Raw genomic sequence first — 22,117 nt, 5'->3', positions numbered from 1 at the left:
GGTGAGCGACCCCGCCCAGGACCATGTCGGCCTGACCGACACATTCGCCTCGCGCCGGTATTTCCGCAAGTTCGAGGTGATCACCGTGCATCTGTTGCGCGTGGCCGCGGCGATGGAGGCCGAGGGGGAGATCTCGAAGCAGGAGGTGCGGATCGTGTCGCGCTACCTGTCGGGGCTGCTCTACACCTTCCGGGCGCTGTCGATGAAATACCTGCTGGTCGGGCGCGATACCGGGCGGTTCTTCGGCAGTCTCGCGATGGACAAGCGCGACAGCGGATTTCCGGTGGCGGCCGAGCTGCTGACCATGGCCAACGACGCGCAGCAGGCGCGGGTGCATCTTGAGAACATGCCCGCCGAGAATGAGCTGAAGACCGACATGGTGCGCACCATCATCGGCAGGCACGAGATTCCGACGAAGCTGCAATTCGCGCTGTCGCAAAGGCTCTATTACGAGGAAATCCTCAGGGGCGAGCTGTTCTGGGTGCGCAATGATCCGGAATGCCTCTGGATCGGCAACGACGGCGAGCGGCGGCGGTTCCTGGTGCATTGGGCGGTCTATGACAGCCAGATCAACCTGCCGGTGATCTACCTGATGCAGCTCGAGGATACCGGCAAGGTGGCCTTGCCCAAGGATCAGCGCCGCTGGCCCGAGGTGCAGGCGCATCTGATGGCGCAATCCCTGGGCGGGCTGAAGCTGGTGACCATCGCCAAGGGGTTCGACGAGGATTTCGACGACCTGCACCCCAAGCACCTGCGCCGGATCCATGTGGGGCCGATGTATTCCTCGGCCTATACCGAACAATCGGGGCCGCTGCGGCGGGTTCTGGAGGATGCCCAGTCGCCCGAGGGGCAGGACTGGGCGCTGGCCTGGACCACCGAGGAGCTGGAAAGCGAAAGCGTGACCGAAGAACGGGCGGGATGGTTCTCGACCGTCGAGCGCGAGGTGTTCGCGCTGGACCCGTTCGGCGGGCGCGGGGCCGAAACCGGCGCCACCAGGACGCAGCGGTCGATCATCCTGCCGCAGCGGCCGTTCCAGGTGCTGGCCGAGCGCAACCCGCCCGGCTTTGCCGATGTGCGCAAGTTCGTGGTCGGCGCGACGGGGCAGGTGCTGCGCTATTAGGTTTCATGCCTCCGGCGGGAGTATTTTTGAAAAGATGAAGACAGGGGCGGTTTTGACATGAGCCTGACATCGGATCGGATGGAGCTGCGCGAGGCGGACATCCGCAAGCATTACCCGGCGGCGACGGCCTTGCTGACAGGGTTCGAGTACGCGCCGCGGATCGCGAAACCGGCCGAGGCTGCGGCCGTGGAACGCTCGCCGGGCGTTTCATCCGCGCGCCGGTTCCGGTCGACGACCCCTGGACTGGCGACGCGCAGGACGGTTCAGCCGCACGGCGTCCACCTGATCGAGAGGATCGAAGGTGCGGATGGCGGCGACGCGCTGACCTCGCCCACGCAGGCGACCGTGCAGCAGGCCATTCGCCGCGCCATCGCCATCGCCCTGTCCGTGGCCGAGGCTTATGCGGAACGCACCCCGCTGGCGGATCTGAAACGGGCGAACCTGGCCGGCGACCTGCCGCCGGCGCGCAAGACCGAGTTTGCCGACCTGCTGACCGCCGAGGCGCTGATCACGTCGCATGTGTTCGGAAATGCGCTGGCCTATCTGTTGTCATCGCATCTTGGCGAGACCACGGTCGAGACCGGCGAGGTCGAAGAGGTGCTGACCGACAACGGGCAACTGGCGCTGCATGGCGCCCTTTGGGCACTGGACCAGGTGATCGCCCGGCATGCCGAGGATGACGCGCATCTTGTCGCGGCGGCTTCGGGCTTTGCCGAGCAGTTGATGGAAAAGGTCGCCCTGCGGGCGCAGACGGCCGGGCATCTTGCGCCCTTCAATGCCGCGGCCTGGCATGTCGAGGCGGACGATCTGACCATTCGCGGTTTTGAGCCCGCGGCCAAGGCGAAATCGACCACGCTGACGATGACGTTCAAGAAGCCCGAGGAGGTGGTCGGCAACCATATCGCCAAGTATCAGGCGATGAAACTGGCCAAGATGCTGATGGCCTATGACTTCGACCGCCGGCTGAACCCCTTTGCCGAGCTTGGCGGGTTCATCTTCACCTTCATGGGTGACGGCAAGCCGGGCACCGGCAAGACCACCCTGATCCAGATGATGGCGGGGCTGATCCATGACTATTGCCGGAACGCGGGCTATCCGTTCCGCTACCAGAACCTGAGCACCGACAACATCGACAGTTATCAGGGCAAGTCGGGGCAGAACGCCAAGGCCTTCATCAACACGATCATCGACCCTGCGGTGATCGGATTCGGCACCATCGACGATATCGACCAGCTGGCGGGCAAGCGAGGCGACCGTCAGTCCAGCGCCGGGCAGCTGGAGATCACCGCCGTGCTGATGGAGAGCTTTGCCGGCGCCAACACGGTCGTGCGGGGCAACTGCACCTTCGGCATGTTCTCGAACTATCCCGAAAACGTGGATGACGCGCTGCGCCAGCGGGCGGGGGCGCGGTTCCTGGTGGACGGGCCGCAGACGCGCGAGGATTACATCGACATCCTGCACCTGCTGATGGGCCGCAACCACGACATCCCGCTGGGCAGCCACGACCTATATGCCGCGCAGGAGATCAAGCGGGCCGTCGCCGCCAGTTTCGAAAGCCACTCGCGCCCGCATGAGGAGGCGCTGTTGCGGGTCTATGAAAGGGTCGAAGGGCAGATCGGGCCCTTGGACACGATCGCCAAGCTGGGCACCTATCTCAAGGCGATACAGCAGGCGGACGAGAGGTTCACCGGGCGCGCGATCAAGAACATCACCGATGCGGTCAAGGTCCGCGCGATGGATTTCGAATTGCCCGACGAATGGATGGAAAACCCCGATCTGTTCCTGTTCCGCGACTACGACACCAAGACGGCGATGATCCGGGATCTGCGCCAGCCGATCACGGTGGAGATGGTGATCCAGGAGATCAACCGCTACGCCGACAGCGAGTTCCGCTATGCTGACAAGAGCGATGAAGTCGCCATCGAGAACGCCGTACGCGAGATGGGACGGATGGAAGAGGCCAAGCGGCGGTATCTGGAGGGGAAATAGCTTGCTGAGCCTGACCTATATCGCTGCTTGTGTTCTGGCTGCATATGCCGGCATCCGGTTCGTGGTCTGGGCCATCAAGAGGAGCTTGCCGGTTCCGCTGGGCGCGTTCATGTGGATCAGGTTTTTTTTCTGGTGGACTCTCAGCGTGTTGGCTTCGGTGGCGGTTTACGCCTGTGCGATACTTGTCCTGGTTTCGGCCATCCCCGGACTGAAGGAATTGGGCGACAGGCTGGATTCCGCCGTCCTTATGCTCGGAGCCGTGATTCTGTCGGCACCCTATTGGGTTGGCGTTGTGAAGGGCATTGATCTGCAGACTTCGCGCAGGTGGTCGTCATGATCCACCTCATCGAAAAGGGCCTGATGTTCGGCAACCTCGTCCATATCTCCAGCCCGGCCTTGGTCGAGCGCTACAACCGCGCGCTGCAGCATCTGTCGGGCAAGTCCACGGCACTGACCGATTTCCACATCGACATTTCGGGCTACTCCCCCGAGATTGGCGACGAACTGGGCGATGACCTGTATCTCAACCCCAACGGGGTCAACCGGCAGTTCATCCTGCTGACCACCGAGCAGAAACGCAGCCCCCTGCTGAACGTCAAGTTCTCGACCTCGCGCGACATTCTGCGGGAATTCATCGAGATGAACGAGGCGCAGCTGTTCGCCCTGACCGCCACAGACGCGGTGGCCGGAGAGCTGGTGAACTCGGTCATCAAGCTCAGTTCGCCCCGGGATCTCTTGAACCTGCGCAAGATCGAGATCGAGGCGGATACGGTGGGCGGGACCCTGCGCAAGGCCGAACAATTGGCAGGCATGGTCGAGCGGTTCATGACCGAGGAGGACGCCTGGTTCGACGACGTGCTGATCGCGCGGATGATCGACACCGCGAAACAGACCGGCGACGTTACCCGCAACCCGGTGCGGCTGCGCCATACGGAATTCGAGCAGCGCAATTTCTGGACGGCGCATTTCGGCGGGCTCTACCTGTTTCCCGACCTGGATCACCCGGCGGTGATCTGCGCCCGCGGCAAGCCCGAGGGCCTGCCGGTGCGTTTCGTCTTTGACCTGTCCGAGCGGAACCGCATCGCCAAGTTCTTCGACCTGAACGAACTTGTCGAACCCATCGTCAAGGCGCGCGGGGTGGATGCCGCGGCGGTGCTGCAGCAAAAGATGGATTTCATCACCATCGACACGGCGGCCGCTGCCGGCATCGATCTGACCGGGCTGGACCGGACCGACATGCGGCGGCTGGCGCGCAACCACGCCGACCGGCTGCCTGCGGCCTATCACGGGCTGGCCGAAATGCTGCGCTGGGCGGCGGGCGAAGGGCCGTGGCCGCGGATCACCTCGGATCATCCGGCCTTCTTCTACACGCTGCGCGCCGCCGACACGCCGAACCGGGATCTGGTCAACATGCTGCTGGCGGAACTGGCGCCGCTGGACCCGCGGCAGCTGTTCATCTGCCACAAGGAACTGTTCTATCGCACCTATGCCACCTGGCCCGAAGCGAAGCGCGCCTATGTGGCGGACTTCCTTGCGCGGGAATATCAGGTGGACAAGGCGGGCGCGCGCGCCGCACTCTTTGGCCACGAGCCGGACATGAGCGGCGAAGATCGGGCGAGCGAGGCGATGATCCGCCGCGTCGGCCCCTGGGGCGCGGTGAGAAGGGGCTGACATGTTTGGAGCGTTGCGGCTGTTTCTGGTCCTTCTGGTTCTGCAGACGATTGCCTATGTCGGTCTGTCGCTCTATTCCCGCAGCGTCCGGCGCGCCAAGCTGGAAGCGCATTGGGACAGGAAGAAGATGGTCGGAGACAGGGACGCCTTCATCGCGCGCGGGCTGAAGGTCTATGACAACTCGTTCCGCCGCAAACTGATCCTTGGGGTCTACATCGTGCCCTGGGTCGCGATCCTGACCCTGATTTATGTCGTGAACTACATGTGAGGACCTGACGCATGGTCTATGTCAAATGGGCGATCATCCTGATTTTCTGGGGCAGCGTGGCTGCGATCCTGCACTACGCCTTGCCGCAGCATGACGTGGTGCGGATCGTCAATACCTACGAGGAGCGGCAGGAACTGAACGACTGGACCCGCATGTTCTGGGCGTCGCCCGACGATCAATCCGCAAACCTGACCAACCGGGACGTGCAGTTCATACAGGCTGTCCGGCCCAGCGGTCGGGTGGTGGTCTACCGCAACGAGGATACCGGCTGGGGCTGGCCGTTCTATTTCAAGTTCGACACCGCCAATCTCTATACCGAGGCCAATGACGCGATTTCGACCAAGGACGATCCGGAATGGGTGGCGGTCACGCATTACGGCTGGCGGAACGAATTCCTTTCGGTCTTTCCCAACGCGGTGTCGATCAAGCCGGTCGACGGACCGGATGCGCGTATCATTCCCTGGTTCAACATCGTTTTCCTGACCGTCTTTTTCGCGCTGCTCTGGGCCGTCTGGGTGCGCTGGCGCCGGTTCCGCGAAGCGCGGATCGATCCCATGCTGGAGAGCGTCGAGGATAGCTATTACGCGGCCGGCGATGCCATCGAAGAGCGCCGAGGGCGCCTGCGCCGGTGGCTGGACAGTTGGAAAAGCAAATAGTCCAGGCGTTGGCGCGTCGCCCGACCGGGCGTTGACCGCTCTGCCGCGATGCACCGATCGGGTTCGGCGGGGTCGGTTCGCGGCGGCGGAGGTGTGGCGGGGAATTGCAAGTGCCGGCTCGGCCGTGTTTGCACTGTCAACGAACCACGAATTCCGCATGCAGGGCGCCGGCCGCCTTGATCGTCTTGAGGATGTCGATCATGTCGCGCGGGGACACGCCGAGCGCGTTGAGGCCGGCCACGACTTCGGAGAGCGTGGTGCTGTCGGGCACCTCGGCCAGCCCGGTGCCTTCCTCCTCTTCGATGCCGGCGATAGTCCTGGGCACCACGACGGTCTGGCCCTGCGCGAACGGGTTGGGCTGGACGGCGATGGGCGCTTCCTCGACGCGCAAAGTCAGGTTTCCCTGGGAAACCGCGACCCGCGATATCTGCACGTCATCGCCCATGACGATGGTGCCGGACCGCTGGTCGACCACGACCCGCGCCTTGCGTTCGGGTTCGACGAGAGTGTTTTCGATGCGGCTGATGGCATGGGCCGTCGAGAAGGCCTGCGTCGCTGCGATGTTCAACTCGACGGTGCCGGAATCCCGCATCAGCGCGACCGGGCGGTCGAACTCCCGGTTGACCGCGGCTTCGATCCGGCTGGCGGTGGTGAAGTCGGGCTCGCGCAGGGCCAGGCGCAGCTGTGTCAGCGAGCCGAGTTCGAAATCGATCTCCCGCTCGATCCTGGCTCCGGCAGGGATCACGCCGGCGGTGGGAACCCCGCGCACGACCGAGGCGGCCTCTCCCTCGGCCACCGCGCCGCCGGCCAGAACGGTTCCCTGCGCCACCGCATAGATCTGCCCATCCGCCGCGTTGAGCGGCGTCATGATCAACGTGCCGCCCAACAGGCTCTTGGAGTCCCCGATGGCCGAGACGGTGACGTCGATCTGGCTGCCGACGCGCGCAAAGGGCGGCAGGCTGGCGGTGACGAAGACGGCGGCCACGTTCTTTGGGCGGAATTCCTCGCCGGTCACGTTGACCCCGAGCCGTTCAAGGATGTTCGACATGATCTCTTCGGTGAAGGGCGCGTTCCGCAAACCGTCACCGGTCCCGTTCAGACCGACCACGAGACCGTATCCGATCAGGTCGTTGCCACGCACACCGTCGAAATCGACCAGGTCCTTGAGACGAATGGCACCGGCCGGAGCACAAACGGGAAAGAATACGGCGAAGATCAGGGCCAGGAGTCTCATCTGAGGAAATTCGCCAGCGACAGGTTCGCGTTGCGAACGATTACGGAATAGAGGCTTTCCAGCTGAAACTGCACGTTTTGCAACCGGGTGGCGGTTTCGTAAGGGTCCGCGCCGATCAGTTCCGATCTGGCATGCTCCAGGCTGGTGCGCGCGGCGGCGTGTGTGGTTGCGGCCCGGTCCGCCCGCGCCTCCGCCCCCCCGACCTGCGCGCGCAAGGCGACGGTTTCGAGCGTTGACGTGACAAGCTGAGCGCCAGCATCCCGGAGAAGCGCCGTCCGCTGATCGGGCGCGAGGGCCAAGGATGGGTCCGCGGCGAGGGCGGCCACGGCCGCATGGCGCAGGGCATCCCGGAACAGGTGGTCATCCGCCTTGATCGGGAGTTCGATACGTTCGGACTCCGATATCTGCATCGGTGCGAGCGCATTGGTTGCGCCCTGGTAGATGGCAACCTGGAAACCGGCCGGATCGTCGAACCATCGCTTGGCGGCCTGCTGGATCTCCGCTGCGGTCGTGGCGCCGGCAAGCTCGGCCTTCAGAGCGGTCAGCAGTGTTTCCGGTGGCGCGAGGGGCGTTTTGTCGGTCGCGGTTCCGGAAAACAGGCTGCGTCCGCCGGCGCGGGCGTTCAGGGCCGCCATGATCGCGTCCAATTGGGTGCGCGCCAGATCGCTGGCCCGTTCATGTGTCGGTGCCTGGTCGCTTTGGTCCAGCGAAAGCAGCCCGGATGACAGGTCGGACAGCGAGGTTTCGAATGCCGCCAGAGAGGTCTGCATGGCGTCGGCAAACAGGCGCGCCTCGAAAGTGGAAACGGACAGCGTGCCGAGTCGGGCAATGTTGCGGTCGATATCGGCCAGTTGCGAGTAGTCACCGCGCAGCCGTTCCGCCACGTTTGCGACCCTACCGGTGGCCAGTTCCTGAGACAGGGTGTCGATCTGGGTCTTGATCTGGGTTGTGCGGTGCCGGAAGGCGAGCCCCCTGGCCAGATCGCCAATCGAAGTCAGTGTCATGGATCAAAGCCTCAGAAGGGTTTCCATAAGGTCGTCGAGGGTCTGGATGATGCGCGCGTTCGCGGCGTAGGCTTGTTCGATCCGCATCATCCGCTGCAATTCGGCGTCGGTGTCCACGCCCTGTTCCGCCTCGATGCGCGCCATCTCGGACCGGGTTGCGGCCGTGAAGATCAGACGCCCTTCGGCGGTGTGTGCGTTCTGGCCGATCTTGGACGACAGCGCCGCGCCAACTTCTGACGCCGACATGTTTCTCGTCCCGGCCCAGTTCGTTGTCACGGCGCGGGTGTCGCTCAGGACATTGCTGAAAGCCTGAAGCTGCCGGGCGTCCCCCGGATCGCCGGGCAATGTCGCGCCGAGACCGGTGCGCAGTTTCCAACTGCTGCCGCCAGCGCCCGGATCGACAAGCGTGTTGACCCCGATCCTTGCGGCGAGGCCGGGATTGGCGGTCGGGTCTGACCTCGAACCGCCATCGGTGAACAGCCCCGGAGCTGTCGGACCCGCGGTCGGATCCAGACCCGGTGTCTCGAACCGTTCGATCAGGTCGCGCGCCAGCACGTCGAGGTCCATTTGCGCTTCGACCGAAAGAGTGTCGCGGATCTCGAACAAAGCGGCCAGGTTTCCGCCCCTTATGCCGGATTTGTCGCCATCCGTTCGCACCGGTTGGCCGTTAAGTTCCAATCCCGAAAGCAGCCCGTTCGCGGCGGTCATATGCGGCATGGTCTCGCCGGTCGTCGCAAAGGTGAAATGTGCCGCCCGGCCTTCCAGCAGGATGAGACCGCCCTCGGCATAGAGGGAGATGCGGTCATTCTCTCGCGCGACGACATTGACGGGGATCAATTCGTTGATTGCATCGACCAGCAACTGGCGCTGATCCAGCATGGAGGCGACATCCTGGTCGGAGTTCCTGGCGGTCTGGATGCGGGTGTTCAGACCTGCGATGTCCGAAAGCGTCGTGTTCAATCTTTGGACCTGTTGGCCGATCTTTCGGTCTGCGTCCGACCGCATCTTGCGCAGACCTTCGGCGGCGTTGTTGATCGCGCCGGTCAGGGCCTTGGCCTCGGTCACGACCTGATCGAGGCGCGTGGCCGCATCGGGCCGGCTGGCGGCGGCGATCAGACTGTTCTCGAAGTTTACCAAGTGGCCCGAGAGGGAATGCGGATCATCCGGCGTTCCGACCAGTTTCTCCAATCCGCGGAAAAACCCCGCGACAGTGTCTGCATTGGAATGTATCGCCTCGGCGTTCCGCCGGTTGGCCGTCAGCACCGGGTCAGCATGACGGCTGATGCCGACGATCCGGACGCCGGGGCCGGAACCGGATGCCAGTTCCAGCGATCGCCGGGCATATCCCGGTGTCAGAGCGTTCGCGATGTTGTCGGAGACGACCGCCGCGCCGCGGCTTGCCGCGGCCAGCCCGCCGAGCGCGTTCTGAAAGGCGGTGGACATGGTCATCGGAGGACTCCTTTCGCCGGTCGGTCAGGTCAGCGTTTGATGTTGGTGGTCTCCTGCAGCATTTCGTCCACGGTCTGGATGACCTTGGCGCTGGAGGAATAAGCGCGTTGAGTCTGGATCATGGCGGTCAGTTCGGTTGCGACATCCGTCGTCGACTCCTCGCGCGCGAAGGAGACGAGATCGCCGGTCGGCCCGTCCCCGGCATCCCACAGGAAGAAGGTGCCGCTTTCGCGCGAAGGCGCGTAGGTCTGGCTGTCCAGGGCGGTCAGACCGTTTGGATTGGGAATGTCCACCAGGGGCACCTGGAACATGCGGCGAGTGATCCCGCTGTCATAGGACGCGTAGACATACCCGTTGTCGTCCACCTTGACGCCGGTCATGGTGCCGACCGCCGAACCGTCCCGGGTGATCGAGACAGGAGCGAAGGTGTCGGACAGCTGGGTGATGCCGTTCGAATCCCCGAGTTGGCCGATGTTGATTTCCAGCGGCCCACCCGCGACGTTGACAAGGAAACTGCCGGTGGCAGGATCGTATGCACCGCCCGAAACGGGTGTGACGCCCGCAAGCGTGCCGCCTGTGGTCCGGCTGTCGTCGAACCTGAGATCATATTCCCCGATCACGGCGCCGCCGGATGCGGTATCGCGCAGAACCAGCCGCCATTCGTTGCTGACCCCGGTGGCGGGAACGTTCGGTGTGAGTTCGATCTCGACATTCTCGGATTTCCCCAGGTTGTCGAAATACTCGACCGACAGCGGCTGTGCGTCGCCGGGCGATCCCGCCTCGGTGGCCGTCGCCGGCAGGTTCATCCGTAGCGTCATCCGGGTCGTGGGCGAGCCCGACAGCTGATTGACGCTGACTTGCACCGGTTGCAGCCCCGCAGGCGTGTCGCGCGGGAAGTTCGGGATCGCGCCGTCCGGTTGGGCGGGCCATCCCAGCAGGACCAGGCCCGATTCGGTGACCAGATACCCCTGTTCGTTGGTGCGGAACGATCCGGTCGTGGCCAGCAGCATCTCGCCCGAGCCGGAGGCGATCTGGGAACTGGGCCGGACCGGGAGCATTCCGCGGCCCCGCACGGCCAGATCCGTCGAGTTGCTGGTGGTGACCAGCGAGCCGCGCTGATCGATCATGCGCTGGCTGGTGGTGCGCACGCCGCCTGCGGAGTAGTTTCCACCCGGACTTGACGTGACCATCGAATGGAAGTCCGTCTCCACCCGCTTGTAGCCGAAGGTGGACGAGTTCGCGATATTGTCCGAGATGGAGGCGAGGCGGTTGGCATTGGCCTTGAGCGCAGCGACGCCGGCATTCAGCGAAGAGGAAATGGTCATCGGCACGCCTTTCTGTTGCAGCGATCCCTGTCGCAACAGCTAGCGCACGGCCCCTTAACAGCGTGCTAACAGCTAAAATGCCCAGGATCGCCCGGCTTCAGGGCTTGCGAAGAAAGATCACCTCGATCCGGTTGTTGCGGGCGGCCATCGGGTTCTCATGCGCCAGTTTCCGGTCGGCATGGCCGGTAACCCTCTGAATTCTCGCGGGCTCCACGCCGCCCAGTTCCAACAGGTTACGCACCGCGCCTGCGCGCGAGCTCGACAGATCCCAAACCGGGTTTTCCGCCAGAACGACCGGATGCGCGTGAACGTGACCGCCGATCGCGATGCCATTCGTCACCAGATCCGACGACCGCGCAACCAGTCGCGCGAGATCCTTCATCAATTGGGTCGGGCGGCTCGAATCAGGCTCGAACAACAGTGAATCTTCGGTCGCGAAGAGTTCGACGACCAGCCCTTCGTCGGTGACACGGGTCACGATATGCTGCAGCAGCTTCTTCGAGACCATGCTTTCGCCGCTGCGTCCCAGAAGTTGCGCCTCGAGCGACGAGAAATCCTCGACGTCCCGGTCGTCGCCGCTGTCATCGACGCCGGTTGCGCCGCGCGCCCGGCTGACCTCGGTCGGGCTGCGGTTTGCGGCGCCGGTCCCATCCATGACCAGGGCGTTTTCCGAGAACATGCTGTCGCCGCCCAGCGCGCCGTCGCCGCCACCCGAGATCGGGTTGACCGCTATGGTCGGCGAAAAGTAATCCGCAAGCCCGTTGCGTTGTTTTTCGGTCGTCGCGTTCAGCAGCCACATCAACATGAAGAAGGCCATCAGGGCCGTGACGAAATCCGCGTATGCGACCTTCCACGCGCCGCCGTGGTGGGCATGGCCACACTTGCTGCGCTTCTTCCTGATGATGATCGGCGCCGCATTCGATTGCGCACCCATCTCCACCACCTGTTCCTTCACCCGTGAACCGGGATAGCAGGGCAGACGTTAAGGGATGCATAACAGGCGAAATTGTCGGAGTTTTCCGGCCCGGGCCGTCACGAGGCCGGGCCAGTCCTGGCGCGCCGCAGGATCAGCGACAGGCGGGCAAAACTGTTGGCAATGCCCTTCTGGTCGGCCTTGCCGAAAAACGCGTCGAGGTCATCGTGCGCGCGGATCGCCTGATCTAGGTGCGGATCCGCTCCGGCGGTATAGAGCCCTGCCCTGATCATCACCTCGGACCGCTCGTAGGCGCCGACCAGCCGCCGCGCCTCGGCGATCATGCCGTTCTCTTCGGGCGTGGCGGCGTCGGGCAGGCTGCGCGAGACGGAGCGGCTGACGTCGATCGCCGGGAAACGCCCGCGCTCGGCGATTTCCCGGCTCAGGACGATGTGCCCGTCCAGGACGCCGCGCAGGATGTCCGCGATCGGCTCGTCCATGTCGGAACCCGCGACCAGGACGCTGAACACCGCGGTTATGTCTCCCTGCCCGGCCGTTCCGGGGCCCGCGCGTTCGCAGAGGCCGGCGATCAGCGGTGTGACCGACGGAGGAAAACCGCGCAACGCCGGCGATTCGCCCATGGCGATCGAAATCTCGCGATGCGCCTCGGCGAAGCGCGTCACCGAGTCGGCCAGAAACAGGACGTTCATCCCCTGTTCGCGCAGGAATTCGGCAACGGCCATGGCCGACCAGGCGCAGCGCCGGCGGGCCAGGGCCGACAGATCCGAGGTTGCGGCGACCACCACCGTCCGCGCCATTCCATCCGGTCCCAGCGTCCTGTCGGTGAATTCGGTCACCTCGCGCCCCCGTTCGCCAATCAGCGCGACGACCACGGCATCGGCCTGCATCGAATTCGCCAGCGCCGCCATCAGGGACGATTTACCGACGCCCGATCCGGCAAACAGACCGACGCGCTGACCGCGCACGATGGGCAGAAGCGTGTTCAGGACGGCAAGCCCGGTGGGCATGCGTTCGCCGAGCGGTTTGCGGTCGGTGGCGCGGGGTGGGGGCTGCATGACGTCCCTCGAATCGGCGCCGCGCAGCAGCGGTTTGCCGTCCAGCGGCCGGCCGAAGGGATCCACGACCCGGCCCAGCCAGTGCAACCCCGGTGCGAAGTCCGGCATCGGCACCAATGCTGCGCGGTCGCCAAGCGAAACGCCTTCGGGCGCGGTATCAGGCAGCATGTGGACCGCGACGCGCTCGACGTGCAGAACCTCTCCCGCCAGCGGTTCGCCCGAGCGGCGTTTCAGTTCCAGCCGGTCGCCGACGCGCGCCCCGGCCGCCAGCCCGCCGATTTCGACGACGCCGCGGCCCACGCTGAGGACGCGACCGATCGGGCGCGCAAGCCCGAGATTGTCAAGTTCCGCTTTCAACAGCGACGGATCAGGCGCGGGCATGACGGCGACTCCATCAGTTTCTCGAAAACGGTTTCTAAAGGAATCGGGGTTAAGCCTTGATTGAAATGGATCGAGGGAGAAACCCCGATGTTCTCGGACTTGAACGTCTTCAAGATGGCGTACGCCATGGCAACACATGCGGGACAACGGCAGGCCGTCATCGCGCGGAACATGGCCAATGCGGATACGCCCGGCTACCGCGCCCGCGATATCGCGGGCTTCGGATCGGCCTATTCCGACAGTCTGGGCGCAGAGATGGCCGCGACCCGGGAAGGGCACCTGAACCGGGCAGCGCAAGGCGCGAGGGGCTGGGACGACTTCCCGGTGGCAAGCCGGCAGGACCCGAACGGCAACAGCGTCTCGCTAGAGGAGCAGATGCTGAAGGCGGTGGAGGTCAAGCGTCAGCACGACCGTGCGCTCGCGATCTACCGGTCGTCGCTGGGCGTCCTGCGCGCCAGTCTGGGCAAGGCCTGAGAGGGGTTTCGATGAGTGACTTTTCGCAATCCCTCGCGGCGTCGGCCAGCGGCCTGCGCGCCCAGGCGGCGCGTTTGCGGCACGTGTCCGAGAACATCTCGAACGCCGATACCCCTGGCTATCGCCGCAAGTCGGTCCCTTTTGAGACCGTCAAAAGCCCCGAGGGTGAACTGGTCGCGACCGGGCGCGTCCGCCTAGACCAAGGCGCGCTGACCCGGATTCACGATCCGGGTCATCCGATGGCCGACGACACCGGCCATTACGAGAGCTCGAACGTCGATCTGATGATCGAGATCGCCGACGCGCGCGAGGCGCAGCGCAGTTATGAGGCCAACCTGAAAATGTTCGATCAGACCCGCCAGATGTCGGCAGGCCTGATGGACCTGCTTCGCAAGTAAAGGACGACCAGAATGGATATCCGCCCCTTCAACGCCGCGCAGAGCTATGCCTCGGCCCGGCCCGCCACGCAGCCCGATCCCGACCACGCCGCCAGTGGGCTGCGCGCCACGTTCACCGACTTTGCCGCGACGCTGCGGCAGGGTGAACAGATCGCGCAATCGGCAATGGTCGGGCAGGCCGATCCGCACGCGCTGGTACAGGCGCTGGCGCAGACCGAACTGGCCGTCGAGACCGCGGTGATCGTCCGCAACAAGGTGGTCGAAGCCTATCAGGAAATCCTGCGGATGCCGGTCTGAATCATGCTGAGCGAAGGCCTGTTTTACGACATCCTGCGCCAGGCACTTTGGGTCGCGGTGATCACGTCGGTTCCGATCCTGTCGGTGGCGCTGGTCACCGGCCTGACCGTGGGGTTGTTCCAAGCGCTGACGTCGATCCAGGAAATGACGCTGACCTTCGTTCCCAAGCTTGTCGCCATCGTCGCGGTGTTCTGGATCTCGATGGGGTTCATGACGCAGACGCTGGGGACGTTCTTCACGACCACGCTCATACCCTTGATTTCGGGAGGTCACTGATGGACTCGGCCTATGTCACGCTGTCCCGGCAATCGGGCCTGATGAACGAAATGCGCATGGTGGCCAACAACATCGCCAACGCCAACACCGCCGGATACCGGCAACAGGGCCTCGTGTTTTCCGAGTATGTCCAAGCCGCCGGCCAGGGGCCGTCGCTGTCCATGGCGCGGGCGCAGGTTCGGAACACGTCTTTGCAGCCCGGGGTTCTGACCCAAACGAACGGGCAGTTCGACTTTGCGATCGAGGGCGAGGGGTTTTTCCTGCTGGAAACGCCATCGGGCAATCGTCTGACCCGCGCCGGCAGCTTTGCCTCCAACGGTCAAGGCGAACTGGTTTCGGTCGACGGCTATCGCGTTCTGGATGTGAACGGAGCACCGATCTTTGTTCCGCCGGACGCAGTGTCGGTTGATGCGGGCAGCGACGGAACGCTCAGCGCCGGAGGGCAACCCTTGGGCCAGATCGGGGTGTACGCGCCGACCGACCCGGCCGGCCTGGTCCGCGAGGGCGGCGTGACGTTCCGCGCCGACGGAGGGTTCGAACCGGTCGAGAATCCCAAGGTCCTGCGAGGTTTCCTCGAGGGGTCCAACGTGAACGCCATCGAACAGGTTGCCCGGCTCGTCGAGATACAGCGCGCCTATGAGCTGGGGCAAAGCTTTCTCGAGGCCGAGGACGAACGCGTCCGCGGTGCGCTCAAGGCCCTGATGCGCTGACCAGAAACAAGAGGAGTGTCCAGAATGCGCGCCCTGAAAATCGCCGCCACCGGCATGACCGCACAGCAACTGCGGGTCGAAACGATCTCGAACAACCTCGCGAACATGAACACCACCGGCTACAACGCCCGGCGGGCGGAATTCGCGGACCTGCACTATCAGCAGATGGCGCGAGCGGGCACGGTGAACGCCGCGGACGGCACCGTTCTGCCGACCGGCATTCAGCTTGGTCTTGGGGTTCGGCCCGCCGCCGTTTCCGTCCACCTGGCGCAAGGCGCGTTGTCGGCAACGGGCAGCGATCTCGATCTGGCCATCGAAGGCCGCGGATACCTGGAGGTGACGCTGCCCAACGGGCAATCCGCCTATACCCGCGACGGCAGCCTGAAGCGATCCGCCGAAGGCCTGGTGGTCACGTCCGACGGCTATCCCGTTGCGCCCGAGATCACCATTCCCAACGACGCCCGTTCGATTTCGATCAATGCCTCCGGCCAGGTGTTCGCCTATTTTGACGATGCCGCCGAGGCGCAGTTGCTGGGGGAATTCACCCTCGCCGGCTTTGCCAACGCCAAGGGGCTCGAGGCGATCGGCGGCAATCTTTTCAAGGAATCCGAGGCTTCCGGCGCCCCGGTCATCGGGTCACCGGGCGGGGAGGGGCTTGGAACGCTGCGACAGGGCTATCTGGAGGACAGTTCGGTCGACGCGGTGCGCGAGGTGACCGAACTGATCGAGGCGCAGCGGGGTTACGAAATGAACGCCAAGGTGATTTCCGCCGTCGATCAGATGATGGGCGCGACAACGCAGGTGCGATGATGCGACGGGTTTTCTTAGTGTTGCTGCCGATCATCGCCCTGCCGGCCGTGGCCGACGTGGTCGTTCCGGTTCGAACCATCCGGGCCAAGGAAATCATCACCTTCGACGCCGTGGCGGTCGAGCCGTCCGAAGCCGTTGGAACGGCCCCGGACCTCGGCGATGTTCTTGGCAAGGAGGCGCGCATCGCACTGTACCCCGGCCGGCCGATCCGGAATTCCGACTTTGGCCCGCCCGCGATCGTGGACCGGAACGACCTCGTCACCCTGGTTTTTGCCGATGGCCGGCTGTCGATCACGGTCGAAGGACGTGCGCTCGGCCGAGGCTCGGCAGGCGAGATCATCCAGGCCATGAACCTGGCGTCCCGAACCACTGTCACCGGACAGATCCGTCCGGACGGAAGAATCGAGGTAAAATGATGCGACGCTCCCTTGCTTTTGTTGCCCTTCTGGCGATCACGGCCTGCGGGCGGGCCGATCATCTGGGAAAACCGCCGAGCTTCACCCCGAATACCGAATCGCCCGAGCATGTGGCGATGCTCTGGCCCGGGCTGCCCCTCTACAGCCAGCCGCAACGGTCGGTCGACCGCGCATCGCTGTGGAGCGGTGGGCAGAACTCGCTATTGGGCGATCAGCGCGCGATGAAGAAGGGTGATATTCTGACCGTGGTCATCGAACTCGACGAGAAGGCCGAGATCTCGAACGACACCAACCGGTCCCGCATCGGATCCGACAGCCTGGAGATTCCGCAGCTTTTCGGATTGCCTCAGCGGGCTGACGAAAGCCTGCCCGAGGGCGCATCCTTGTCGAATGCGGTGTCCATCGATTCCGCAACCTCGAGCAAGGGGAAGGGTTCGGTGAAACGCAAGGAGAAGCTGACGCTTCGGGTCGCCGCCACCGTTGTGGACGTGCTGCCGAACGGGGTCCTGTCGATCAGCGGCTCACAGGAGTTGCGGGTGAATTTCGAACTGCGCGAATTGCTGGTTTCGGGATTCGTGCGGCCCGAGGACATCTCTCGCCAGAACGAGATCACCTATGACAAGATCGCCTCGGCGCGCGTGTCGTATGGCGGTCGCGGGCAGATCACGGATGTGCAACAGCCGCGCTACGGACAGCAGATCCTCGATGCCGTTCTGCCGTTCTGAGGGGTTGCGATGATCGCGAAGCTGCTTCCGGTTCTCTTTCTGATCGGCGGAGTGGGGGCCGGCGCCGGCGCCGGACTTTTGATGGGGCCTTCGGGTGCGTCGAGCAAGGAAAACCTGCCGCAAGACACGGAGGCGGTCGCCCAACCCGATAACGGGGCGCCCGGTGCGGACGGTCGAAAACACACCGGCGAGGCCGGCCTGGATTTCGAATATCTGAATCTGACGAAACAGTTCGTCATCCCGGTGGTGGAGCGCGACCGGATCGCGGCCCTCGTGATGCTGTCGCTCAGCCTCGAGGCCAGCCCGGGCATGGGCGAACGGTTCTATGCCGTCGAGCCCAAGCTGCGCGACGGATTCCTGCAGGTGCTGTTTGATCATGCCAACATGGGCGGTTTCGACGGGGCCTTCACGCAGTCTGACAGGCTGACCAGCCTGCGCGAAGCCCTGCTGGTCGTCGCGCAACGCGCCCTCGGCCCGGACATATCCCAGGTACTGATCATGAGCGTCGCGCGGCAGGACGCCTGACGTCCGACGGTTGAGCGGCCAAGGCGCCGGGCGGCGCTTTGGGGTGTCGGGATCAACGGTCCCGGTCGAGCAAACCCGGTGTGCAGAGGTCTTCGATTTGCGCCTTTGCGCGCCGACTTTTGCAAGCCTGTTCCAACCGCGCGGCCAGATCTCCGATCGCCTCGCGGCGGCCATGTGCGCGGCGCAAACCGTCGATCGCCGTCAGCTTCTGGGCGCGGAGCCGGGCCAGTTCCATGTTCAGGCCACGTCGGGTGCGGGCTTCCCAACTGCGCCACAGGATGTCGGCGCCGAACGCCCGGTAGTCGGACAGCTGCCCTTCCGTTTCGCGGACGTCCTTTTCCTGAAGGGCGAGTCGGCTCAACTGCTGTTGGATTTGCGCCTCCCTTGCCAGGATCGGGCGCAGTTTCTCGAACTGGTCGAGATACAGTGCTTCGGCGACTTGCCCGATTTCGGTCAGGTCGGATTTCTTCATCGGATCTGGCCTTTCGCGCGTTTGCGCATGGCTTCGGCAAAGCGGATCGCGGCGGCGACCGGGCGATAGTGCTCTTCCGCGATCTCCTGCCCGATGGCGACAGTTGCGTGCAGGGCCCTGGCCGTGGGCGGATCGGAATGGATCGGCACGCCGGCGGCATCGGCGGCGGCGCGGATGGCGGCGGCGATCTCGTCGATCCCCTTGGCGACACAGACAGGAGCCGCGCCGGGCGCGCGCGACCACTTCAGCGCCACCGCGAAATGGGTCGGGTTCACGATGACCACATCCGCCGTCGGAACGTCCACCATCATGCGGTTCATCGCGATTTCCTGCGCGCGCTGCCGGCGCTGCTGTTTCACATGAGGATCGCCTTCGGCCTCTTTCATTTCATCCTGGATCTCCTTGCGCGACATGCGGTTCTTCCGGAGGTGTTCGGAAAACTGCCACAGGTAGTCGACCGCCCCGATCAACAGGGCCACGGCAATGACGGTGGACGTGAACCGGATGACCAGGTCGGTCATCAACATGATCGAGCCCTGCGCATCGGAGGCGCTTGCCGCGACGATCCCGGCCAGATTGGCGCGCAGGAAAACGGCCAGACACAGGGAGAAGAGCAGGAGCTTCACGAAGCTTTTTGCGAACTCGAAAAGCCCGCCGCGGCCGAACTTGTTCTTGGCGTTGGACAGGATTGAAACCCGCGACAACCGGGGCCGAATTTTGCCGGGGGCAACGATGAATGCCCTTTGCGCGATGATGCTCAGTAGTACGGCGATGGCCGGGACCGCGAACAGCGGCAAAACCGACAGGCCGGTTCGGCCGATCAGACCGGCCATCGGCGCCTGGGCGTGACCATCGATCAAGAGGCCGGACAACCGATCGGATTGGTCGATCAACACGGCGAACACCGTGCCCAGCTGTCTCAGCACCGCTTCTCCGGCCGCGACAAGGGCCAGCAGAAGGCCGGCGTACCCGGCGACGGCGGAAAGGTCGGTGGATTTCGCAACTTCGCCCTTTTGGCGCGCCTTCAGAAGCTTTTGCTGCGTCGGGTCGAAGGGTTTCTCGCTGTCGTCGTCCGGCGCGCTCATGGGGACTTGCCGATCGGGTTCACCAGGAAGTCGAAAAGGGCGCCGGACCAGACGGAAAGGATCAACGGCGCGCCGGCGAAAAGTAAAAACAGACCGCCCAACGTGATGGCAGGGGCGCCGACAAAGGCCACCATGAGTTGCGGCATCGCCCGGTTGATGACGCCGAGCGCCAGATTGTAGAGCAGCGAGGCGATTACGAACGGAGCCGCCAGGCCGAAGGCAAGGGCAAAGCTGCGCGACACCTGACCGACGCCCCGAGCCGACAGATCGGGTGCCGCGGGCAGAGTTCCGGCGGGAAACAGATCGTAGCTGTGGATCAGGAACTCGGCGGCGCGGACGTGAAGCCCCAGAAGGGCGGCGAGGGCGAGCCCAGCCAGCATCAGCAGATAGCTCATGGCCGGAACCGGTTCCGCCGCCGCACCGCCGAGAATCTGCGACAGCGACGTCGCCTGCGCGGCGATCGAGCCTGCCGTCTGCAGGGCCAGAACGAAGAGGCGGAATCCCATTCCCAGCCCGAGGCCGATCAGGATTTCGGTTCCGGCCAGCATGACGAGGCCCGTCAGGTTTCGCGCACCGCCCGGGCTGTGAACCGAAGGGGCGACGATCAGGGTGAAGGCTGCCGCCGCGCCAAGCCTTACCCGCATCGGGATCCATCGCTCGCCAAAGGCCGGCATGACGGACACCATGGCCAATACACGGAGGAAAACCGCGAGCATATGCCAGAACCCGGACTCCAGCAAAGGGAGCAGGTCAGGCGGCAAGGCGATCATGCGGCCACGGTGCCGACCAGCGCCGGACGTGCCTCGAGCCCGATTTCCTCGAAAGACAGGACCGGGTTTGCGATCCCGCGTGCGCGCAGGATGGTGCGGAGGAAACGCCGTCTACGTGTCGAAGTGACCAGCGCCGGGTAGAGGCCGCGATCGGCCGTTTGCGCCACGCGCCCGGCGACGCCGTTGGCCAGCTTGTTGAACAGATCGGGCGGCAGCGCCACGTCCTGGCCCGACGCGCTGGCGTCGATCTGGTACATGGCGAAGGTGTCTTCCCATTCGGGCGCCAGCTGGATCAGTGGGATCGACCCGTCTTCGCGCTTCAGGTCGGCCACCAGTTGAAACCCCAGCCGCTGCCGTACAAGCTCGCAGATCGCTTCGGGCTGGGTCACGAACAGCCGCGCCTCGGCCACGGATTCGAGGATCAGCGGCATGTTGCGGATCGAGACCCGTTCTTCCAGCAGCAGGCGCAGGACCGCGTGCAGCGTGTCGACGGGAACCTTGTCCGGAATCAGTTCGTCCAGCAGCTTGCGGTTCGCTTCGGCCCGCACCGGATCGCTGAGACGGGTCAATTCGGACAGGAGGCGACGCAGGGATTTGAGCGTCAGCAGGCGGGCGAAGTTCTGCTTGATGATCTCCAGCAGATGCGTGGCCAGGATCTCGGGCGGCGTAACGATCGTGGCGCCGGACAGCGCCGCAGCCTCCTGGTCCTGCGGTCGGATCCAGCGGGCCGGCGCTCCGTAGACCGGTTCGGTCACGTTTTCGCCGTCCGGCAATGTGTCCGCACCCTCTTGCACGAGGGCGAGAACCAGATCGGGGTTCAGGACGCCGCGCGCCTGCTCGACGCCGTGGATGCGGATGACATAGGTGCCGGTGGACAGGTCGGCCCGGTCCGTCAGCCGGATGTCGGGCAGAATGAGGCCGAATACCGAGGCGATATGGGTGCGCATGTTGGCGATCCGCGCATCAAGACCGGTACCCGGATTCAGCACCATGCTCACGAGATCCGGAGCGAATTCGAGGTGGATGTCGTCCAGATCCAGGACGTCTCCGATCGCCTGCGACACGGGGCGCTGAACGTCGGCGGGGGTGCCGTCGACGCCGGGCAATTCCCTGTCGTGCCTTTTGTGGACCGAATAGGCTGCAAAGCCCAGAACTGCGGTTCCGATCATGAACGGAACGAAGGGCAGCCCGGGCACCAGGGCGAAAACCGCCATCAGGACGGCAACGGTGCCCAGCGCGGCAGGGTGGCGCCCGAGTTGGGAGAAAATCGCGTTGTCGGTCGCCCCCTGGGTGCCGCCGCGCGCCAGCAACAGCGCCGAGGCGATGGAGATGATCACGGCCGGGATCTGCGACACCAACCCGTCGCCGACGGTGAGGATGGCATAGGTTTCAAAGGCCGAGGCGACCGGCATTCCGTGCACCAGCGTTCCCATGATCAGACCCATGACCAGGTTCAGCAGGGTGATCAGCAGCCCGGCAACCGCATCGCCCTTGACGAATTTCGACGCGCCGTCGAGCGAGCCGAAAAACGTGGTCTCCTGCTGCTCAAGTTCCCGCCGCGCCTTGGCCTGCTGATGGTCGATGGCGCCGGCCGACATGTCGCTGTCGATGGCGAGCTGCTTGCCAGGCATGCCGTCCAGCGCAAATCGCGCGCCGACCTCGGCCATGCGGGCGGCACCCTTGGTGATCACCATGAAGTTGACGATCAGCAGAACGCCGAACACCACGAGACCGAGGAAGATGCTGCCGCTCATGATGAACTGCGCAAACCCTTCGATCACGTCGCCCGCGGCGTTGGGGCCGGTGTGGCCCTGCCCGATGATCAATTTGGTGGACGAGACGTTGAGCGACAGGCGCAGCATCAACGAGGCCAGCAGGATCGTGGGGAAAGACGAGAAATCCAGCGGGCGCTCGATGAAAAGGGTCAGCGTGAAGATGAGGATTGCCAGTGCGAAGGACGCCGCCAGACCGACGTCGAGAACCCAGGCCGGCATCGGCAGGATCATCATGACGATGACCGCCATCAGCGCCAGCGCCAATAGCACGGTGGGGGAAAACAGGGTGCGCGGATCG

Annotated in this window: 25 protein-coding genes; 15 read left to right on the top strand and 10 right to left on the bottom strand. The window is 64.5% G+C overall.

All coding sequences use genetic code 11. The features are described from left to right. Position 1 precedes the first annotated feature (1 nt). From FGK63_RS13465 to FGK63_RS13440, 6 genes are read left to right on the top strand one after another with little or no spacing between them, the layout of a single operon-like run. On the top strand, positions 2-1,120 hold the full coding sequence (locus FGK63_RS13465) for a hypothetical protein (RefSeq protein ID WP_138843072.1): 1,119 nt from the start codon (positions 2-4) through the stop codon (positions 1,118-1,120). A 57-nt stretch (positions 1,121-1,177) separates the two neighbouring features. Continuing rightward, positions 1,178-3,109 (top strand): AAA family ATPase, encoded by a 1,932-nt coding sequence (locus tag FGK63_RS13460; RefSeq protein ID WP_138843071.1) that lies wholly within the window; start codon positions 1,178-1,180, stop codon positions 3,107-3,109. Between the two features lies 1 nt (position 3,110). Beyond that, on the top strand, positions 3,111-3,446 hold the full coding sequence (locus tag FGK63_RS13455) for a hypothetical protein (protein WP_138843069.1): 336 nt from the start codon (positions 3,111-3,113) through the stop codon (positions 3,444-3,446). Next, positions 3,443-4,780, top strand: a complete 1,338-nt coding sequence (locus FGK63_RS13450) for a DUF6638 family protein (protein WP_138843067.1) — start codon at positions 3,443-3,445, stop codon at positions 4,778-4,780. Before FGK63_RS13455 ends, FGK63_RS13450 begins: the two co-directional genes overlap by 4 nt. 1 nt (position 4,781) lies before the next feature. Further along, positions 4,782-5,048, top strand: coding sequence for a hypothetical protein (locus tag FGK63_RS13445; protein WP_138843065.1), 267 nt, complete (start codon positions 4,782-4,784; stop codon positions 5,046-5,048). A gap of 11 nt (positions 5,049-5,059) precedes the next feature. Continuing rightward, complete coding sequence (locus FGK63_RS13440; protein ID WP_138843063.1) at positions 5,060-5,704, top strand: DUF1523 family protein; 645 nt, start codon at positions 5,060-5,062, stop codon at positions 5,702-5,704. 136 nt (positions 5,705-5,840) lie between these two features. Here FGK63_RS13440 and FGK63_RS13435 read toward each other — a convergent pair whose 3' ends face one another. The 6 genes from FGK63_RS13435 to FGK63_RS13410 all read right to left on the bottom strand — a co-directional run bounded on the left by FGK63_RS13435 (position 5,841) and on the right by FGK63_RS13410 (position 13,086). Continuing rightward, the gene (locus FGK63_RS13435; RefSeq protein WP_138843061.1) at positions 5,841-6,938 is read right to left on the bottom strand and encodes a flagellar basal body P-ring protein FlgI; all 1,098 of its coding nucleotides are present in this window, start codon (positions 6,936-6,938) and stop codon (positions 5,841-5,843) included. After that, on the bottom strand, positions 6,935-7,942 hold the full coding sequence (locus FGK63_RS13430; protein ID WP_138843059.1) for a flagellin: 1,008 nt from the start codon (positions 7,940-7,942) through the stop codon (positions 6,935-6,937). Before FGK63_RS13430 ends, FGK63_RS13435 begins: the two co-directional genes overlap by 4 nt. A 3-nt stretch (positions 7,943-7,945) precedes the next feature. Next, positions 7,946-9,391, bottom strand: a complete 1,446-nt coding sequence (flgK, locus tag FGK63_RS13425) for a flagellar hook-associated protein FlgK (protein ID WP_138843057.1) — start codon at positions 9,389-9,391, stop codon at positions 7,946-7,948. 29 nt (positions 9,392-9,420) lie between these two features. Beyond that, positions 9,421-10,716 carry a flagellar hook protein FlgE gene (locus tag FGK63_RS13420; protein WP_138843055.1) on the bottom strand — a complete coding sequence of 432 codons (1,296 nt, stop codon included), beginning with the start codon at positions 10,714-10,716 and terminating at the stop codon, positions 9,421-9,423. A gap of 97 nt (positions 10,717-10,813) precedes the next feature. Beyond that, positions 10,814-11,650, bottom strand: a complete 837-nt coding sequence (locus FGK63_RS13415; RefSeq protein ID WP_138843053.1) for a flagellar motor protein MotB — start codon at positions 11,648-11,650, stop codon at positions 10,814-10,816. Between the two features lie 98 nt (positions 11,651-11,748). Next, positions 11,749-13,086 carry a FliI/YscN family ATPase gene (locus FGK63_RS13410; RefSeq protein ID WP_138843051.1) on the bottom strand — a complete coding sequence of 446 codons (1,338 nt, stop codon included), beginning with the start codon at positions 13,084-13,086 and terminating at the stop codon, positions 11,749-11,751. An 87-nt stretch (positions 13,087-13,173) separates the two neighbouring features. Here FGK63_RS13410 and FGK63_RS13405 point away from each other — a divergent pair, with 87 nt between their 5' ends. Genes FGK63_RS13405 through FGK63_RS13365 form a run of 9 tightly spaced genes read left to right on the top strand, consistent with a single transcriptional unit; the run spans position 13,174 to position 17,717 of the window. Next, positions 13,174-13,560 carry a FlgB family protein gene (locus FGK63_RS13405; RefSeq protein WP_138843049.1) on the top strand — a complete coding sequence of 129 codons (387 nt, stop codon included), beginning with the start codon at positions 13,174-13,176 and terminating at the stop codon, positions 13,558-13,560. A gap of 11 nt (positions 13,561-13,571) precedes the next feature. Continuing rightward, on the top strand, positions 13,572-13,958 hold the full coding sequence (flgC, locus tag FGK63_RS13400) for a flagellar basal body rod protein FlgC (protein ID WP_138843047.1): 387 nt from the start codon (positions 13,572-13,574) through the stop codon (positions 13,956-13,958). A gap of 12 nt (positions 13,959-13,970) precedes the next feature. Beyond that, on the top strand, positions 13,971-14,255 hold the full coding sequence (fliE, locus tag FGK63_RS13395) for a flagellar hook-basal body complex protein FliE (RefSeq protein WP_138843045.1): 285 nt from the start codon (positions 13,971-13,973) through the stop codon (positions 14,253-14,255). A 3-nt stretch (positions 14,256-14,258) separates the two neighbouring features. After that, positions 14,259-14,531, top strand: coding sequence for a flagellar biosynthetic protein FliQ (locus FGK63_RS13390; RefSeq protein WP_138843043.1), 273 nt, complete (start codon positions 14,259-14,261; stop codon positions 14,529-14,531). Further along, entirely contained in the window at positions 14,531-15,241 is a 711-nt protein-coding gene (locus tag FGK63_RS13385; protein WP_138843041.1) for a flagellar hook-basal body complex protein, read from the top strand. Before FGK63_RS13390 ends, FGK63_RS13385 begins: the two co-directional genes overlap by 1 nt. 24 nt (positions 15,242-15,265) lie before the next feature. After that, entirely contained in the window at positions 15,266-16,051 is a 786-nt protein-coding gene (gene flgG / locus FGK63_RS13380; RefSeq protein ID WP_138843039.1) for a flagellar basal-body rod protein FlgG, read from the top strand. Continuing rightward, on the top strand, positions 16,051-16,467 hold the full coding sequence (gene flgA, locus FGK63_RS13375) for a flagellar basal body P-ring formation chaperone FlgA (RefSeq protein WP_138843037.1): 417 nt from the start codon (positions 16,051-16,053) through the stop codon (positions 16,465-16,467). Before flgG ends, flgA begins: the two co-directional genes overlap by 1 nt. Next, a complete protein-coding gene (gene flgH / locus FGK63_RS13370; RefSeq protein ID WP_425471848.1) occupies positions 16,467-17,192 on the top strand; it encodes a flagellar basal body L-ring protein FlgH in 726 nt (241 codons plus the stop codon). Before flgA ends, flgH begins: the two co-directional genes overlap by 1 nt. Before the next feature lie 9 nt (positions 17,193-17,201). Further along, positions 17,202-17,717 carry a flagellar basal body-associated protein FliL gene (locus tag FGK63_RS13365; RefSeq protein WP_138843033.1) on the top strand — a complete coding sequence of 172 codons (516 nt, stop codon included), beginning with the start codon at positions 17,202-17,204 and terminating at the stop codon, positions 17,715-17,717. Between the two features lie 52 nt (positions 17,718-17,769). Here FGK63_RS13365 and FGK63_RS13360 read toward each other — a convergent pair whose 3' ends face one another. From FGK63_RS13360 to flhA, 4 genes are read right to left on the bottom strand one after another with little or no spacing between them, the layout of a single operon-like run. Further along, a complete protein-coding gene (locus FGK63_RS13360; RefSeq protein WP_138843031.1) occupies positions 17,770-18,189 on the bottom strand; it encodes a hypothetical protein in 420 nt (139 codons plus the stop codon). Continuing rightward, on the bottom strand, positions 18,186-19,274 hold the full coding sequence (flhB, locus tag FGK63_RS13355; RefSeq protein ID WP_138843028.1) for a flagellar type III secretion system protein FlhB: 1,089 nt from the start codon (positions 19,272-19,274) through the stop codon (positions 18,186-18,188). Before flhB ends, FGK63_RS13360 begins: the two co-directional genes overlap by 4 nt. Next, positions 19,271-20,044 (bottom strand): flagellar biosynthetic protein FliR, encoded by a 774-nt coding sequence (locus FGK63_RS13350; protein ID WP_138843026.1) that lies wholly within the window; start codon positions 20,042-20,044, stop codon positions 19,271-19,273. Before FGK63_RS13350 ends, flhB begins: the two co-directional genes overlap by 4 nt. After that, on the bottom strand, positions 20,041-22,068 hold the full coding sequence (gene flhA / locus FGK63_RS13345; RefSeq protein WP_425471852.1) for a flagellar biosynthesis protein FlhA: 2,028 nt from the start codon (positions 22,066-22,068) through the stop codon (positions 20,041-20,043). Before flhA ends, FGK63_RS13350 begins: the two co-directional genes overlap by 4 nt. Positions 22,069-22,117: the final 49 nt, after the last annotated feature.

The sequence above is a fragment of the Ruegeria sediminis genome, from assembly GCF_005938215.1.
Lineage (GTDB): Bacteria > Pseudomonadota > Alphaproteobacteria > Rhodobacterales > Rhodobacteraceae > Ruegeria > Ruegeria sediminis.
This window is presented reverse-complemented; position numbering and strand designations above follow the sequence as displayed.

What these genes read in the sequence shown, in the direction of transcription:
- FGK63_RS13365 (WP_138843033.1), top strand. Translation starts at nt 17,202, where the DNA reads ATGATCGCGAAGCTGCTTCCGGTTCTCTTTCTGATCGGCGGAGTGGGG.
- FGK63_RS13450 (WP_138843067.1), top strand. Translation starts at nt 3,443, where the DNA reads ATGATCCACCTCATCGAAAAGGGCCTGATGTTCGGCAACCTCGTCCAT.
- flgC (WP_138843047.1), top strand. Translation starts at nt 13,572, where the DNA reads ATGAGTGACTTTTCGCAATCCCTCGCGGCGTCGGCCAGCGGCCTGCGC.
- FGK63_RS13420 (WP_138843055.1), bottom strand. Translation starts at nt 10,716, where the DNA reads ATGACCATTTCCTCTTCGCTGAATGCCGGCGTCGCTGCGCTCAAGGCC.
- FGK63_RS13445 (WP_138843065.1), top strand. Translation starts at nt 4,782, where the DNA reads ATGTTTGGAGCGTTGCGGCTGTTTCTGGTCCTTCTGGTTCTGCAGACG.
- FGK63_RS13385 (WP_138843041.1), top strand. Translation starts at nt 14,531, where the DNA reads ATGGACTCGGCCTATGTCACGCTGTCCCGGCAATCGGGCCTGATGAAC.
- FGK63_RS13440 (WP_138843063.1), top strand. Translation starts at nt 5,060, where the DNA reads ATGGTCTATGTCAAATGGGCGATCATCCTGATTTTCTGGGGCAGCGTG.
- FGK63_RS13405 (WP_138843049.1), top strand. Translation starts at nt 13,174, where the DNA reads ATGTTCTCGGACTTGAACGTCTTCAAGATGGCGTACGCCATGGCAACA.
- flhB (WP_138843028.1), bottom strand. Translation starts at nt 19,274, where the DNA reads ATGAGCGCGCCGGACGACGACAGCGAGAAACCCTTCGACCCGACGCAG.
- flhA (WP_425471852.1), bottom strand. Translation starts at nt 22,068, where the DNA reads ATGGCGGTCATCGTCATGATGATCCTGCCGATGCCGGCCTGGGTTCTC.
- FGK63_RS13430 (WP_138843059.1), bottom strand. Translation starts at nt 7,942, where the DNA reads ATGACACTGACTTCGATTGGCGATCTGGCCAGGGGGCTCGCCTTCCGG.
- FGK63_RS13390 (WP_138843043.1), top strand. Translation starts at nt 14,259, where the DNA reads ATGCTGAGCGAAGGCCTGTTTTACGACATCCTGCGCCAGGCACTTTGG.
- FGK63_RS13350 (WP_138843026.1), bottom strand. Translation starts at nt 20,044, where the DNA reads ATGATCGCCTTGCCGCCTGACCTGCTCCCTTTGCTGGAGTCCGGGTTC.
- flgH (WP_425471848.1), top strand. Translation starts at nt 16,467, where the DNA reads ATGCGACGCTCCCTTGCTTTTGTTGCCCTTCTGGCGATCACGGCCTGC.
- FGK63_RS13410 (WP_138843051.1), bottom strand. Translation starts at nt 13,086, where the DNA reads ATGCCCGCGCCTGATCCGTCGCTGTTGAAAGCGGAACTTGACAATCTC.
- FGK63_RS13360 (WP_138843031.1), bottom strand. Translation starts at nt 18,189, where the DNA reads ATGAAGAAATCCGACCTGACCGAAATCGGGCAAGTCGCCGAAGCACTG.
- FGK63_RS13460 (WP_138843071.1), top strand. Translation starts at nt 1,178, where the DNA reads ATGAGCCTGACATCGGATCGGATGGAGCTGCGCGAGGCGGACATCCGC.
- fliE (WP_138843045.1), top strand. Translation starts at nt 13,971, where the DNA reads ATGGATATCCGCCCCTTCAACGCCGCGCAGAGCTATGCCTCGGCCCGG.
- flgK (WP_138843057.1), bottom strand. Translation starts at nt 9,391, where the DNA reads ATGACCATGTCCACCGCCTTTCAGAACGCGCTCGGCGGGCTGGCCGCG.
- FGK63_RS13435 (WP_138843061.1), bottom strand. Translation starts at nt 6,938, where the DNA reads ATGAGACTCCTGGCCCTGATCTTCGCCGTATTCTTTCCCGTTTGTGCT.
- flgG (WP_138843039.1), top strand. Translation starts at nt 15,266, where the DNA reads ATGCGCGCCCTGAAAATCGCCGCCACCGGCATGACCGCACAGCAACTG.
- flgA (WP_138843037.1), top strand. Translation starts at nt 16,051, where the DNA reads ATGCGACGGGTTTTCTTAGTGTTGCTGCCGATCATCGCCCTGCCGGCC.
- FGK63_RS13415 (WP_138843053.1), bottom strand. Translation starts at nt 11,650, where the DNA reads ATGGGTGCGCAATCGAATGCGGCGCCGATCATCATCAGGAAGAAGCGC.